At 59.3% G+C, this 13,641-nt stretch carries 12 protein-coding genes and 1 pseudogene; 6 read left to right on the plus strand and 7 right to left on the minus strand.

Annotation, left to right across the window (positions count from 1 at the left end; all coding sequences use genetic code 11):
- Positions 1-181 precede the first annotated feature (181 nt).
- From NO931_RS14445 to NO931_RS14460, 4 genes are all read right to left on the minus strand, one after another.
- Positions 182-2,617, minus strand: coding sequence for a hypothetical protein (locus tag NO931_RS14445; protein ID WP_256393058.1), 2,436 nt, complete (start codon positions 2,615-2,617; stop codon positions 182-184).
- A gap of 84 nt (positions 2,618-2,701) precedes the next feature.
- On the minus strand, positions 2,702-3,208 hold the full coding sequence (locus NO931_RS14450) for a metal-dependent hydrolase (protein WP_256393059.1): 507 nt from the start codon (positions 3,206-3,208) through the stop codon (positions 2,702-2,704).
- Positions 3,208-3,696, minus strand: a complete 489-nt coding sequence (locus tag NO931_RS14455; protein WP_256393060.1) for an OB-like fold-containing membrane protein — start codon at positions 3,694-3,696, stop codon at positions 3,208-3,210. Before NO931_RS14455 ends, NO931_RS14450 begins: the two co-directional genes overlap by 1 nt.
- Positions 3,697-3,834: 138 nt before the next feature.
- The gene (locus NO931_RS14460) at positions 3,835-4,062 is read right to left on the minus strand and encodes a hypothetical protein (protein WP_256393061.1); all 228 of its coding nucleotides are present in this window, start codon (positions 4,060-4,062) and stop codon (positions 3,835-3,837) included.
- A 285-nt stretch (positions 4,063-4,347) separates the two neighbouring features.
- Here NO931_RS14460 and NO931_RS14465 point away from each other — a divergent pair, with 285 nt between their 5' ends.
- Entirely contained in the window at positions 4,348-4,614 is a 267-nt protein-coding gene (locus tag NO931_RS14465; protein WP_256393062.1) for an AbrB/MazE/SpoVT family DNA-binding domain-containing protein, read from the plus strand.
- A gap of 9 nt (positions 4,615-4,623) precedes the next feature.
- Positions 4,624-4,977, plus strand: a complete 354-nt coding sequence (locus NO931_RS14470; protein ID WP_256393211.1) for a type II toxin-antitoxin system PemK/MazF family toxin — start codon at positions 4,624-4,626, stop codon at positions 4,975-4,977.
- A gap of 21 nt (positions 4,978-4,998) precedes the next feature.
- Here NO931_RS14470 and aglM read toward each other — a convergent pair whose 3' ends face one another.
- On the minus strand, positions 4,999-6,282 hold the full coding sequence (gene aglM, locus NO931_RS14475) for a UDP-glucose 6-dehydrogenase AglM (protein WP_256393063.1): 1,284 nt from the start codon (positions 6,280-6,282) through the stop codon (positions 4,999-5,001).
- Positions 6,283-6,416: 134 nt separating this feature from the next.
- Here aglM and aglF point away from each other — a divergent pair, with 134 nt between their 5' ends.
- Positions 6,417-7,166, plus strand: coding sequence for a UTP--glucose-1-phosphate uridylyltransferase AglF (gene aglF, locus NO931_RS14480; RefSeq protein ID WP_256393064.1), 750 nt, complete (start codon positions 6,417-6,419; stop codon positions 7,164-7,166).
- Positions 7,167-7,234: 68 nt separating this feature from the next.
- Here aglF and NO931_RS14485 read toward each other — a convergent pair whose 3' ends face one another.
- Together NO931_RS14485 and NO931_RS14490 are read right to left on the minus strand one after the other, a co-directional pair.
- Positions 7,235-8,617, minus strand: coding sequence for an ATP-binding protein (locus NO931_RS14485; protein ID WP_256393065.1), 1,383 nt, complete (start codon positions 8,615-8,617; stop codon positions 7,235-7,237).
- Between the two features lie 130 nt (positions 8,618-8,747).
- Positions 8,748-10,133: an ATP-binding protein gene (locus NO931_RS14490; protein ID WP_256393066.1), complete on the minus strand. Its 1,386-nt coding sequence runs from the start codon at positions 10,131-10,133 to the stop codon at positions 8,748-8,750.
- A 34-nt stretch (positions 10,134-10,167) separates the two neighbouring features.
- Here NO931_RS14490 and NO931_RS20885 point away from each other — a divergent pair.
- The 3 genes and pseudogenes from NO931_RS20885 to NO931_RS14500 form a co-directional block, all read left to right on the plus strand.
- A pseudogene (locus tag NO931_RS20885) lies at positions 10,168-10,263 on the plus strand (UTP--glucose-1-phosphate uridylyltransferase); the annotation flags it as partial.
- Between the two features lie 57 nt (positions 10,264-10,320).
- On the plus strand, positions 10,321-11,850 hold the full coding sequence (locus NO931_RS14495; RefSeq protein ID WP_256393067.1) for a hypothetical protein: 1,530 nt from the start codon (positions 10,321-10,323) through the stop codon (positions 11,848-11,850).
- Between the two features lie 37 nt (positions 11,851-11,887).
- Positions 11,888-13,477, plus strand: a complete 1,590-nt coding sequence (locus NO931_RS14500; protein ID WP_256393068.1) for an FtsZ/tubulin family protein — start codon at positions 11,888-11,890, stop codon at positions 13,475-13,477.
- Positions 13,478-13,641: the final 164 nt, after the last annotated feature.

Raw genomic sequence — 13,641 nt, forward strand, 5'->3', positions numbered from 1 at the left:
GCATTCAGGCTATCGTAATTTGAGTAAAACCGCTTGGTGGTTCACGGCTTGAACGTATCCGATCGAGCCCGGACTATTGTCCGCATGAGAGTCTCTCCTCTGCCGTATTCCTGTAAGGTTTCACGGACTCGCCACGACAGCGAAACTGTGGACGGTGAGACACAGAGTACCAGCCCGACTGTTATTCCTTCACTCTAACTACACTTCCGTTCTCTATGTCGTCGGCCGTGACGGTCACTTGTTGGTCTGCGACAGTATAGTCGCCAGGGTACGGGACAACCACCTCAAACTGCCCATTTTCGTCTATTTCGGTCTCCTGATCGTATGTGAACGACGTTCCAGAAACGCTGACGTTAGTCGTGACGACCATCGTCTCATTGGTCGTTACTGACCCGTTGATAGTTGCTCCCTGAACTAATGCGTACGCTGCCGTGGACCGGTCGTTGTCTAAACTCACGAGCTGGAAGTGCGACAGATCTTCACCACTATCTTTCCCTCTCTCAAAGCCTCTGAGCAGGCGCTCGTAAGCACTCCCGGATATGGCAGGGTCATCGTTCTCCGTCACTACCACATAACCCACTCGCCCGTCAAATTCCCTGTACTGTCCATCTGGGTCCTCGGATGCTATTAAACTTCCATAGTTGTCTTCCGCATATCCATACCAGCTTGATTCACCGTTCACGAAATAGTTGTACATCCGATTATCGTCCCAACTGCTCAGAACGTAGTTCTCGGGGTATTCTCTCCCCAAATCATCTGAGTGCTCCTCAATAGCGACTGCCGTTTCGTATGCTGAATCGCTGTAGGTGACCTGACTCACTAATGACGGGACTAACAACATTCCAAGCCCTGCAAACAATACGAAGAGACCAGAAAGATACACGATTTTACCTCGTTCGTCAGGTACTGCGATCGATACCGTAGGTCGTGATGAGGTTGCCGCTATCCCGTCCTTGTTTTGGGTTCTTAGCGGGCCCGGTTTTCGTGCTAAGTCTACTGCTGACAGTACGTACACTAGCCCGATACCTCCCAATATCGCCACGAAGAGCGAGAGCTGTCCAGTAAAACGCATTTGGATACCTGCGAGAACTGTGAAGTACCAGCTAAATACTGTTATCAGTAACCATCCGGGCTTGTAGTGCCGATACGCTTTCAAAGTCGCCCAACCTAACGGTACTAGCGCGAGGTAGAAGGCTAATCCTGTCTGGGTTAGCGGACCGAATATGAATCCATACTCTGCTGCGAACAGCGACTGCGCCTCGGTACCCGCTTCACGGACGAACAAGTCGTTGACACGCCCACGCAACTGTATGACTTCGTTGGGACGGAGCATTAGAAATAGCACCAGTCCGCAGATTGTCCCGATCAACTCGATACCGAGCATACTGGAAATCGGCCATTCGAAACGGCGCCAAAGGTCCCCCAAGACCATCACGGCAATGCACCCTCCGAATACCAGCCCTGGTGTGTACGCCACGAACGTTTCGTGCCACCCCCACCAAGCGTGGAAAAAGTACGAGAGTCCAGCCCCGATCCCCAGCCCCACTAACACAGGGAGATTGGCTGCTATCGGTGAGATATTCTCTCGGACGTCCATCGCAGCCCGAAGTCCGAGATATCCCGCCACTGGAATAAGCACTAGCGGCGAACCTCCCCACGAATGCGTTGAGAAACTGACGCCTAATCCGAGCCCGACAACCGCGAAGGGCATCCACCTATTGGCTAGGTGTTTTTCAAGGGCGATTTTATCTGCCATCTCCCCCTTTCGGTGTCTTTGGAGATCAACGGCTAACCATGTTAGCGCCAGCACCATCACGCCAAGCCAAAAATACTGATAGGTCTGATGGTCTATGAAACCAATGCTAGTATAGACTGCATGGGCTGGGGTCGTCGCCAATATAAGTACTGCCGCAATGCCGACACGGGAATCGTTAGTCAGTACTGTCGCAAGTTTGTACAATATGATGCCAACAGCGAGGCTGGCAACTACCGGCAGCCACGCTGCGACGACTGTTGCAGCAGTCTGACCTCCACCCAGTAGTTCTGCGATAAACCAGTTTGAGGCATGGGTGAATGGTCGTTTATGGCCTATTTCCTCCGGCATATTCGCGATCACGCCCCAGTCAGTCGGCCCGGAGGATCGCGCCAGCAATTCCTCCATCCAGTACCGGAAGTAGTAGGGATCGTTCCCCGGCGAGATCACGTGTTCCTCGCGCATCACCGACCCGTACGCCGTGATCCGCATGACGAACAGGAAGGCGAGCGCGCCGGCGAGTCCGGCCATCGCTCGAAGGTCGACTGAGATATCGAAGTCGAAATCGAAGTCCGCTCCGAACGAGTTCTCCTCGTCAGTCCCCACGGATTCCCCCGAAATGGCCGCGGCGACGGCATCCGGATCGGCGAGCTGGTACTCACCGTCGGCCTTCTCGACGACCCCCCGCGAGACAAGTTCGCCGAAGGTCCCCGAATCAGCAGGAATATCCTCGAACGTCCACGTCTCTCGGTCGGCATCAACTTCCAGTACGGCTTCGAGGGTATCCTCGGTGTTGGGGCGGTCGTCCAGAAATGAGCGGACGGCCTCGCGAACGGTCGACGACTGGCCGGCCTCCGGTGGCATTGCTACAATTGGTTATAGCCGGATGTGATGGGCTTTTCGCTTGGAGTGTGATCCGTCGACGGTGATGTATCGCAAACGAACGGCTCACTGCGTCGCCACGTCCGTATTCCCGAACCAGCGCCGATCACAGAACCACACAGCCCCTGCAACGAGTACCGCTCCGACAGCCATCCACCAGTCAGCAGAGACGTACAGGCTCGGCGTCGCGTGGCGCCACCACGTCACGGGGTAGAGCCACGCCGCGGCCTGCCAGTCCGCCCAGGCCTTGACCGCGTCGATGAGGAGGTGCGTTAGGGCGCCGCCAGCCAGCACTGCGAACGCGTAGCGACGCTCGCGAGCGAACAGCGTCGCACCGATGCCACAGAGAAACACGGCGCCGCCGAGCGTTGAGAGGGCGTCGAAGCGGAAGCCAACGCCGAGCACCGACTCGATCCATACCTCGGAAACGAACATGCCGATCCGATTCAAGTCGGGCACCATCGAGCCGATGGCGCCGATCGCGACCCACTTCGGCGTGAGCCGCTCGACGTACCAGCTTATCACCGTGAACGTGGCGTACGCGACGAGGACGTGCGTGAGTAGATCGGCCATCAACGATCACCCTCCTCGCGAGGAATGATTGCCAGTCGCCTGACGCCGATCCGCCAGTGGCTGAAGAAGTAGCCGAGCGCGAGCATTGCACCGACCAGGGAGATACCGAGCTTGTAGTACTGACTCGTGCTGTCGGGCGTCACCACGACGGTCCTGCTGGCGTCCATCGTCCGGTCAGCGTGCAGCGTGCCGTACACCTGTATCAGACCGCCGGGTGAGACATTGCCGCGAAATCCGTGTACCGTCAACTCGGCGACGACCTCGTCGTTCCGATCAAGCACGTGGATCACGGCCCGTTCGCCGTCGACGGACTGCACTTCGCCGAACACCAGCGCCTCCGATCCGCTGTAGGACTCGAAGTCCTCGTCGAATTCCTCGGCCGTCGGGTGGGGCCACCGGTCCTCGTAGACGGTTCCGTAGTGGACACAGAGACCGACGGTGCCGAGAAGAAGGAGCCCGCACGCCAGCATCCGAACGTATCGGTTCACGGTTGTCGTCCGTCCGTTCGATGGACGACCGACTTGAGAGTATCGACGTCACTCGGGTCGTCAGATCGGCTGTGGGGCACCTATGTGTTCAGACCAATCGGTGCGTCCGATTCGCGGTACTCCCTTGCTCGCGCTGTGTTAGTGAGTGAGCGTCTTCGCCCGACGCCGTTGGTCGCCCGTTTCGGACGCTAACGTTTCGGCCTCGTCGGCCGCCTCCATCGCCTCGATGATCTGGTCCGCCACCTCCGGCTCGTCTTCTAGGTCGACGCGCTCGAGGGCGCGTTCGAGCCGGTCGGTCGCCGTCGACAGCAGGGCCGCCGCACTCCGTTGCGATGCTCCCCCCGCGGCGTGGTCGGCTCCAGCCATACACGGGATTACCGGTATTAACTGGTTAGTTATAGTGTCTTTACCGCTTACTTGCACCACCGGTCTACCGGGCTGTCTCAGGCGTCGGGACGTGGCATCGTCTCCAGCTCTCGAATTCGAGCCGTCTTCTCGACGGACTGGTACTGGCGTCGCCATGCATCCTCCGGAAACAAGCCATCGTGATCTCGGTAGATACCGTCTCAGACTCCAGCCTGGAGATTGAATTTATCTGAGAAGATCAGCAGCGCCGATAGCGTTATAGATATGAATACGGTATGAGTATGTATGGCCGGCGCAGAGAAACGTACAGTCGGTGAACGCGGCCAGGTGACCCTCCCGAAAGAGTTCCGTGAGGAGTTCGGTCTCCACGGCGGCGACGAGGTTACGATCCGGAAGGAGTCGGGACATATCATCATCGAGAAACCCATCTCTCGTGAAGATCTCGCAGAGGGGTACCGTCGCCGCGCCGACCAGCATCGAGCGCTGACTGACGAGATGGCTGATGTCTCACAGGAAGCTGATGACAGTCTCGGTGACGTGCCGGTGTGGTAGGTGGCGTCGATGCACGTTCACCGTGGCGATATTGTCATCGTCGAGGTAGACCCAACACGAGGATCCGAACAGCGTGGCACACGCCCCTGTCTCGTCGTCCAGAACGATGTCGGCAACGAGAACGCCCCGACGACGATCGTCATCCCGTTCACGACATCCTTCAGTGATGAACGCTATCCGTTCGAAGTACTGGTCTCTGCCGAAGAGTGTGCACTGCGGGAGGATTCGGTCGCGGTCTGCAGTCAGATCCGGACCGTCTCCATCGACCAGCGCATCTCCGATGTAATTGGATCTATCCCGGATGACCGGATGGCAGAGGTCGATACCGCACTCGAGTACAGTCTCGGGCTTCGTGATGTGTAGTGAGTAGGTCAGCTCACGTCGCTACCAGGTCAGTCCTTCGTACGTGATCCCTTCGTGCCGATCAATAATACGTCGACCGTCCACCACGACGGGATCGGCCATCGCGTCGAACTCCTCATCGAGCGCCGCGAACTCGTCCCAGTCGGTCACGACGAGCGCTCCCAAAGTCCCTTCCAGCGCCGCGGCAGCCGAGTCCGCGTACTCGATCTCCGGGAACCGCTCGCGCATGTTCTCGGTCGCCACCGGGTCGTACCCAACCACGTCGGCTCCACGATCCTGTAGCCCTTTGATCACCGGGATCGCGCGCGAATTTCTGGTGTCGTCCGTCCCGGGCTTGAACGCCAGGCCGAGCACGGCGACACGCTTACCCTCCACGTCGACGTGCTCGTCGAGCAACTCCAGCATCCGTTCGGGCTGGCGGTCGTTAACTTCGACAGCGGCTTCCAACACCGCAGGATCGTACCCGGACTCCCGCGCGGCGGCGATGATCGCGGCGACGTCCTTGGGGAAACACGACCCGCCCCAGCCGACGCCCGAGCGCAGGAAACGCTCGCCGATGCGGTCGTCGAGGCCGATCGCGTCGGCGACCTCGTAGGCGTCGATGCCGAACTCCTTGCAGACGTTCCCCAGATCGTTGATCAGCGAAATCTTTGTGGCGAGGAACGCGTTGTTCGCATACTTGATCATCGTTGCCGTCTCAGGATCCGTCCGCACGACGTGAGCATCGTGGTCGGCCAACAGCGGTGCGTAGATCTCTTCCAGCCGTTCGGTCGCCCACTCCGAGGTGGTCCCGAAGACTATCTTCTGTGGGGCTAAAAAGTCCTCTACCGCTGTCCCCTCGCGCAGGAACTCGGGGTTCGTCGCGACCTCGATGCGCCCAGTCACGTCGCCAGCACCCTCGGCGACGGCATCGCGGATCGCGTCGATGCTCGGCGGCGTGATCGTGCTCTTGACGATTACGAGATGGTCGCCGGCGTCAGCGAGTGCCTCGCCGGTCATCTCGGCGGCGGCTTCCAGCGGCGTGACGTCGATGCTGCCGTCCTCGCGCGAGGGCGTCTGGATCGCCAGGAACGTCGCGTCTGCCTCGGCGACGTTCTCGTACAACGTGGTCGCACGAAGGTTCTCGCCAGCATGTTCGGCGACCAGCTCGTCGAGTCCGGATTCATGGATCGGCGGCCGTCCCGCGTTCAACTCTGCGACGACATCCTCGTCAATGTCGATCGCCGTGACGTCGTGGCCAAGGTCCGCGAGACAGGCCGCGAGCGTCGTCCCGACGTAGCCGCTGCCGACGACGTTGATGTTCATTATCCGAGATGGGTTGCTCGGGTCGCATTAACGTTCCGTACTTAACGTCCAGTAGTCTTCTGTTCTCAGTCGCTTTCTGTGCTATAGCACAATGACACGCAAAGATTTTATAGGTCAATTGAAATCAATGGGGTATGCAAGCCGTTGTTCTCGCCGGTGGCGAAGGGACTCGCCTTCGGCCGCTCACCGAAGACAAACCCAAGGGGATGGTCGAGGTCGATGGTGAGCCGATTCTCACTCACTGTTTCGAAGAGCTCGTCGAACTCGGCGCCGAGGAGCTGATCGTCGTTGTCGGGTACAAGAAAGAGAAGATCATCCAGCATTACGACGACGAGTTTCAGGGCGTGCCGATCACCTACACCCACCAGCGCGAGCAGCAGGGCCTCGCCCACGCGCTGCTGACCGCCGAGGAACACGTCGATCAGGACTTCATGCTGATGCTCGGCGACAACATCTTCGACGCGAACCTTCAGGATGTCGTGCGCCGACACAACGAAGATCGCGCCGACGCCGCATTTCTGGTCGAGGAGGTCCCTTATGAGGAGGCCTCACGCTACGGCGTCTGTGACACGAACGACTACGGCGAGATCACCGAAGTCATCGAGAAGCCCGAGGAGCCGCCGACGAACCTCGTGATGACGGGCTTCTACACGTTCACGCCGGCGATCTTCCACGCCTGCCACCTGGTCCAGCCTTCCAATCGCGGTGAGTACGAGATCAGTGAGGCTGTCGACCTGCTGCTGGCCAGCGGGCGCACGATCGACGCGATCGGCCTCGACGGCTGGCGCCTGGACATCGGCTACCCCGAGGACCGCGACGAGGCCGAACGGCGTCTGGCCGGCGAGACGGCCGAGGACGAGGCGGTAGCGGCGACCAGTGACTGAACTCGGTTCTTGCGCATTCTGGGCCTCATCGAGAGCAGATTTTCAGTTCATTCGAGGATACCACCGAATCACTCGACGATATCGGCGGGCGTGAATAGCGACACGTCGTCTCGCTCCGCAGCTACCTGTTGCAGCCCCTCGGAGAATCCTGAACGACAGAAACAACAGTAGTGTTCCTCGCGAGTCGCATCGTCCGGTGACCACTGGATCTGCGCTGCGCTACGCTCGAGATCGGCCAGATCGCCTTCGGTCATCTCTCGGGTAGTGTACTTGCACTCTCCGGCGACGAGCGTCCCGTCGCTCGCGAGGCCGACGACGTCGAGTTCGTGATGTTGGTACCACCAGTAGCCGATCCTCCGGTACGTCTTCGGACGTAGTTTGGGGAGTGCGTTCTGGCAGACGCGCTCGAACGTTGTCCCCATATACTCGGTGAACGTCGGTGCGACGAGTTGGTCGTACGCGTCGTCGCCGAGTTGCGCGAGGTGGCCCTGCTGGCCGTACACGTACCGGAACCAGAACCGGAACAGCGGTTCTTTCAGCCGGTACCGGCTTTTCCGAGTCGAGTTCGGGTCCGCAGTTACCGGAATGTCGCGCTCGACGAGTCGAAGGCGTCGGAGTTTCGAGAGGTACGATCCAAGCGCGTTGGAGTCGACGCCGGCGAAGTCGGCAATTTCGTTGGCCGCGCGCTTACCGGTCGCGATCGCCCGCAGAATCGTGTAGTACGTTTGCGGTTCGCGGATTCCGAACTCCGTTCGCAGGAGGAATTCGGGCTCGTTGTGGAGAACGCCGTGCTCCGAGAGAACATGCGACTGAACGTTCTCTGCGAGCGATGCCGACGGAGTGAGGGCTTGCAGGTAGTACGGCGTCCCCCCGAAGACTCCCCACGTCTGAATGGCCGTGTCGGGTTCGTCTTCAGGGTAGAACTGTCGGGCGTCTTCGAGATCGAGCGGCGGGAGATCGATCGTACTCGTTCGCCTACCGTACAGCGGACTGCCACCGCTGAGAACCTTGTCCTCCATGATGCTGATCGACGACCCGACGAGCACGAGTGAGGCGTTCGTATCTTGGAGATGCATGTCCCAGACGCGCTGAATCTTCGAGGGGAGCGCTTCGTCCGACTCCACGAGGTACGGAAATTCGTCGAGGATTACGATCGCATCCTGTCGACCCAGCGCCCGAAGGAGCGCTTCCCAGTCACGTCGAATATCCTCCAGCATCGGAAACGTTTCGCTGGCGGTTTTGACGAAGTTCGCGAGCTGGGCGTCCGGCGTTTCTTCGGTCGCCTGCCAGTAAACGGCGTCATTGCGGTCGCGAATCGCCTCGCGAACGAGCTCGCTTTTCCCGAGCCGTCGTCGGCCGTACACGACCACCAACTCCGCCGTCTCGCTCTCGAACTTCGAGTCAAGTATTGCTAGCTCTTCGTCACGATTGACGAAACGCGGGTGGTCCATACACCATCTTGCACCGCGTCAACGATAATGCTGACGATTATCTAAATCACGATTTTACTAATTGCGATTTTACTAATCTACTTCTCCTCGACACCGTCCTCCAATTTCCTGCTCCTGGTCGTCTATTCTCCTACGTGAGAAGCTCGTCCATCTCACCGAGGTCAAACAGCGACCAGTCGTCGCCGAGTTCGTTGGCGAGCCCGTCGACGAACCCACTCTTCGAGAAGAGCGCGAACTCCTCGTTGCGCGTGTCCGGCCCCCATCGAACTCGCTCGGCCTTCTCACGTAGCGACTCCGCAAGCGAGCGGCCGACCGGTTCCGTCGTCCACTTGCACTCCGCGAGCAACACCCTGTCGTCGTCTGGAGCGAGGCCGACGATGTCGATCTCGTCTTCGCCGTACCACCACCGGCCGACCTCGGAGTAGGGGCCGAGCTCGCCGCGTCGGATCGCTTCCCACACGGCTTCTCGACAGATGTCCTCGAACGTCGTCGCGACGTGATCCGGAAGGTTCGGTTCGATCGTCCCGTCGTAGACAACGCCCGGAGCTCCTTCGATACTCGAACGATCCGGCTCGACGAACCGAAACCAGAATCGCAAGAATTCGTTGGCGACCCGGTATCGCGATCGCTTCGAGTGTTTGGCCGACGCGGTTACGGGGACCTCGCGATCGATGAGGCGCAACCGTCGCAACGTCTGAAGATACTTCGACAGTGGTCCGGAGCCGATTCCGGTCGCCCCCGCGATCTCGTTTGGCGTCGTGTGGCCCGTCGCGACCGCCTCTAGAATACTCATGTACCGAGCGGGAGTGCGCAACTCCGTTCGCAGCAGGAACTCGGGTTCGTTGTACAGGACGGCAGTCGGCGATAGAATCTGTTCGCGGACGTTCTCGGAGAGCGTTCGGGAGTAATCGAAGAGCGTGAGATACATCGGCGTCCCGCCGGTGACGGCGTACGATCGGATCGCGTCCTCGAGATCGTCATCGATGGCTTCGCGAGCCTGTCGAAAGGAGAACGGCTGGAGATCGATCTGTCCCGTTCGGCGCCCGTAGAGCGGGCTCTCGTGACCAAGCACCTCCGATTCCATGGTGCTCACGCTGGAGCCACACAGCACGAGCATCGATTCGGTGTCCTGAAGCTGCTCGTCGACGAACGACTGGATGTACGACGGAAGCGAGTCGTTCTCCTCGATCAGATACGGAAACTCATCGATCACGACGACGAGTGACTCGGTGGCGAGCTTCTCGCCGAGATACTCGAACGCGTCGTCCCACCCTTCGACACGGGGGATCCGGTCGTCGAAGTGATCGGCGACCTGCTCGACGAACTTCTCGCGCTGGCGGTGTTCGGCCTCCTGGGCCGCGAGGAAGTAGATGTGGGCCCGATCGCCACAGAACTCTTTGAGAAGCTCCGTCTTGCCGACGCGGCGTCGACCGTAGACGACGTAGAAATCGTGCCCGGCGGACTTGTACGCCGTTTCGAGGGCCTCGAGTTCGTCGTCCCGATCGTAGAAGGTCATACTCTAGATAATGATTACTGCAATAATGACTTATGCGTTGTGTCGGGACGGGTGGCGCATGGACATCGGCTACCACGAGGATCGCGACGAAGCCGAACGGCGTCTGACCGGCGAATTTGAACGACAGTAGACACCGTTGTCGAGTAGGTCGATAGCTCTTTACGCCTTTGTCGTTCAGTTGTCGTATATGGATTTCGAGCGGTATGCGGTATCGAACTTTCCTCTCGATCAAGGAACGGCAGAATCATCGGCGTTAGTACTTGACCGGCCAGCCAGCATCTTCCTGCTACAGGAGAACACAACATTTGTGATCGTCCTCGTGGCTATCGGTTTGCTGGGCCTACTCGGTCTCGGAAAGCTAGTCGTCGACGATGGCCGCTCTGATGGCGGGGGAGGGGACCCATCTGAAACTACTAGCAAGAACACAGATACCGCGACCAGTGGCGATTCGACGTCCCCTGGACAGCGAGTAGACGACCCACAGCTCGATTTCGAGGACCGAATCGGCGAGGAGACGATCGAACGGATAGAGGAGATTGCACCGTCCGCGGTCAGCCGAGTTCGGAGCCGACTGCCACTCGACGGATCGGGGACTCGACAGGATGTCGACGCGATAGAACGTGATCTTCGTAACGGCATCGAGGATGCCATCGCACAGGGGACGTTTGACCCGAGCGTCGAATCGCGCTACGGCGGCGCGTACGAAATCGTGAACCTCACAAGTGAGTACCGTGAGGTGACGCTTCCTACCTCACAAGAGACGCTCCACATCACGGAAATCGAGGCTGCCGCCAGCGACACCGTCGACGACGATTTCCGGAACGCGACGAGGACGCTCTCGATGCTATACGATCACTGTCGTGAGATCGAGACGTACATCGGCCGTCACGAGGACTCCTTTGCCGACCAATACGAGGATATAGAGCAGACGCTGGAGGACGTTCGCTCCCTCACGGAGAGACTCGAGGACTCGCTGAACGAGCGCGTCGGCGAGTTCGTGATAGAAGGACGACACGGCTCAGTCACGGGTGCCGTCGAGATCGAGCGGGAACTCGAAGCAGCCCGTGATGCGCTCCACGACTGCTCGTTCGAAGACGCGACCCGTCAACTCGACAGTACCGAACGGGACGCCGACGAACTCCTCGTTACGGTGGATTTCCTCGGCGGACTGGTTGGGACCGTCGAACACGGGGAGGGGAGGGTTGATATCCCATCGGCGGTTCCTGTCGCATTCGTCTCGGAGGTCATTCCGCTTATCGAGGAAGCATACGACGCTTCGACGACAGTCGAGAATCAAACCGTCGTCGTCGAAGAGTCGAGGGAAAAGACAGAATCGGACGGCACCACAGGGAGAGCGTCTACCGAGCCGGCGGATCGGGACGCCGAGAAATCAGAGAGCCGTTCGCGGGTTGCGCCGGAAGATGTCGCAGACGAGATACTATTCGTCCTCCGGGAACTCGATGGCGACGACGGAAACCGGGTGGAATGTCAGACTGAAGGGCTCCCCGAGAGTATTCTCTCCCCCGAGGTGTTGACGGAACTGGCGACGTTCTGCCGTCGTCAGACGGATCTCGTCGACGATGTCCGGTTACAGGAGGATGCGCCACCCGGCTTTTTCGAGGTGGAGTTTTCCGACCGGATGAACGCCCGAGATGGACTCGAAACGCTCAGAGAGCGGTTTGCCGAACAACACGGCCACGGCTCATCACGCACGTAATCCTTTAGACACTTCGGCCGCACGGATAGTACGACTGATGAGTAACGTCTGCAAAATCTGTATGCGTCGCGCAAACGAGTGGCAGGAACGGACGCTCGTCGACCACCTCCGTGCGGCCCATCGCGACGAACCGGCGTCGGTCGAACAGGTGTATCCGGAACTGCAGGAGGAAGTGTTTAGTGATACCGAGAATCAAGAGACGTCGGACGACCCGAGCTCACCGGAGCCGATTACGGAAGTCCCCAGCGACGACCTGATGGACGATTCCTACGGAAAAAAGTGGTATATGATCGGCGTCGGCGGCGCGGGGAACAATATTCTCGATGCGATCCTACTGCGCCGGGAGACGCTAGCCGAAAACAATGAACGGCGAGCCCGGATCTGGCAGGGTGGACTCGCAGGGTACGGGCTGTTGAACACGAACGTGAGCGAACTCGAACAGACCTACTACGCACAAGAGGAGAAAGGCTACTCCCGCAACGATCTGCTTCCGAACTGCATCATCGGCTGGGGAAAACACGACTACGCCGGTGCTGGCTACCGATGGGACATCGGCCGGGAGCTCATCGAAGCCGACTTCGAGTCCGGCGCTGACCCGTTTCAGGAGCGCTGGGACATGAAGAAGTCGGATATCCAGGACTCGCAAGCGGTGATGTTCGTTCACAGCGTTACGAAGGGTACCGGCTGTGGTTCGACGCCTCCCCTCGCCGAGAAGATCCGGACGCAGGTCCTCAACGACGACTTCGTCGTCCCGAAGCCGCTGTTTAGCAGCATCGTCATTCCCTCGGAGGGATCCGAGTACTCGGAGTTCGGTGGACGAGCGAAAGTAAACGGAATCGTCGGTCTCGCCCGAGCGTCGCGGGCCGTCGATGCGATCGTCCCGTTCGATAACAACCGTCTCGGCGACGTGCAGACCGATATCCGGCCACGAATCAATCGGCTCGGAGAGTACAACCCGCCGCAGTACGAGGAGATCAACAAACCGCTGGTAGCCTTTCTCGAAGCGTTCACGATGTCGTCGGTACCGCAGTTCCTCGACCGCGAGGCGACGATGTCGATCATGGGTGACGTGTTCGACCCCGCCGACAGCTTCCGACCGGTGCAGGACAAGTACCAGCAGGATCCCGATCGGGAGTTCACACCGGCGGTGATCCTCGCACCGGTACTGGGCCGTTCGCGAGCGAACTCGTTCAACCGATCGAAGCTGGAGATTCTCGTCAGAAACGCTTTGTTCCAGAACAAGCTCGCCGAGTTCGATCCGACGACCGCCTGGGGCGGCACGTTCCTCGTCTACGGCCCCGAAGAGAAGATGCAGGAGGTCTCGGAGTTCATCGCCGACGGGACGCTGTCGAGTATCATCGCCGACGAGCAGTTCCTCGACGCCGAACGGACCTCGGGGATCGAATCCGTCGACATCCACCTCAAACAGCTCGTTACTCCCTACCTCGACGACGTGTACCTCTGGGGAACGCTCTGGAACCCCGAAATGCCGTCGCTCGACGGGATGTACGAGCACGCTCGCACGCTCAAACAGGAGGGCAACACCCAGCAAGCCGAAAACGTCCGCGGGGTCTGGGACGAAGTCGAGTCGCTGTTCGCCTGTCTCGGGCGAGAAAACATGGCATAGTTGTCGCGGGGAGTCGATCGCTCTCTATCGAGGCGACCGGAGGACCGCAAGCCGCGTCAGTGGACGAAATGCCGGCGGAAGTTATAGGAAATTAAATGAAAAGTATTACAGTTACTTGCTAAATAAAGGACGACAATGAAACACGACAGTGCTATGATATTGTC

This window comes from Natronoarchaeum rubrum (assembly GCF_024494695.1).

What these genes read in the sequence shown, in the direction of transcription:
- NO931_RS14445 (WP_256393058.1), bottom strand. Translation starts at nt 2,617, where the DNA reads ATGCCACCGGAGGCCGGCCAGTCGTCGACCGTTCGCGAGGCCGTCCGC.
- NO931_RS14450 (WP_256393059.1), bottom strand. Translation starts at nt 3,208, where the DNA reads ATGGCCGATCTACTCACGCACGTCCTCGTCGCGTACGCCACGTTCACG.
- NO931_RS14460 (WP_256393061.1), bottom strand. Translation starts at nt 4,062, where the DNA reads ATGGCTGGAGCCGACCACGCCGCGGGGGGAGCATCGCAACGGAGTGCG.
- NO931_RS14465 (WP_256393062.1), top strand. Translation starts at nt 4,348, where the DNA reads ATGGCCGGCGCAGAGAAACGTACAGTCGGTGAACGCGGCCAGGTGACC.
- NO931_RS14470 (WP_256393211.1), top strand. Translation starts at nt 4,624, where the DNA reads ATGCACGTTCACCGTGGCGATATTGTCATCGTCGAGGTAGACCCAACA.
- aglM (WP_256393063.1), bottom strand. Translation starts at nt 6,282, where the DNA reads ATGAACATCAACGTCGTCGGCAGCGGCTACGTCGGGACGACGCTCGCG.
- aglF (WP_256393064.1), top strand. Translation starts at nt 6,417, where the DNA reads ATGCAAGCCGTTGTTCTCGCCGGTGGCGAAGGGACTCGCCTTCGGCCG.
- NO931_RS14485 (WP_256393065.1), bottom strand. Translation starts at nt 8,617, where the DNA reads ATGGACCACCCGCGTTTCGTCAATCGTGACGAAGAGCTAGCAATACTT.
- NO931_RS14490 (WP_256393066.1), bottom strand. Translation starts at nt 10,133, where the DNA reads ATGACCTTCTACGATCGGGACGACGAACTCGAGGCCCTCGAAACGGCG.
- NO931_RS14495 (WP_256393067.1), top strand. Translation starts at nt 10,321, where the DNA reads ATGGATTTCGAGCGGTATGCGGTATCGAACTTTCCTCTCGATCAAGGA.
- NO931_RS14500 (WP_256393068.1), top strand. Translation starts at nt 11,888, where the DNA reads ATGAGTAACGTCTGCAAAATCTGTATGCGTCGCGCAAACGAGTGGCAG.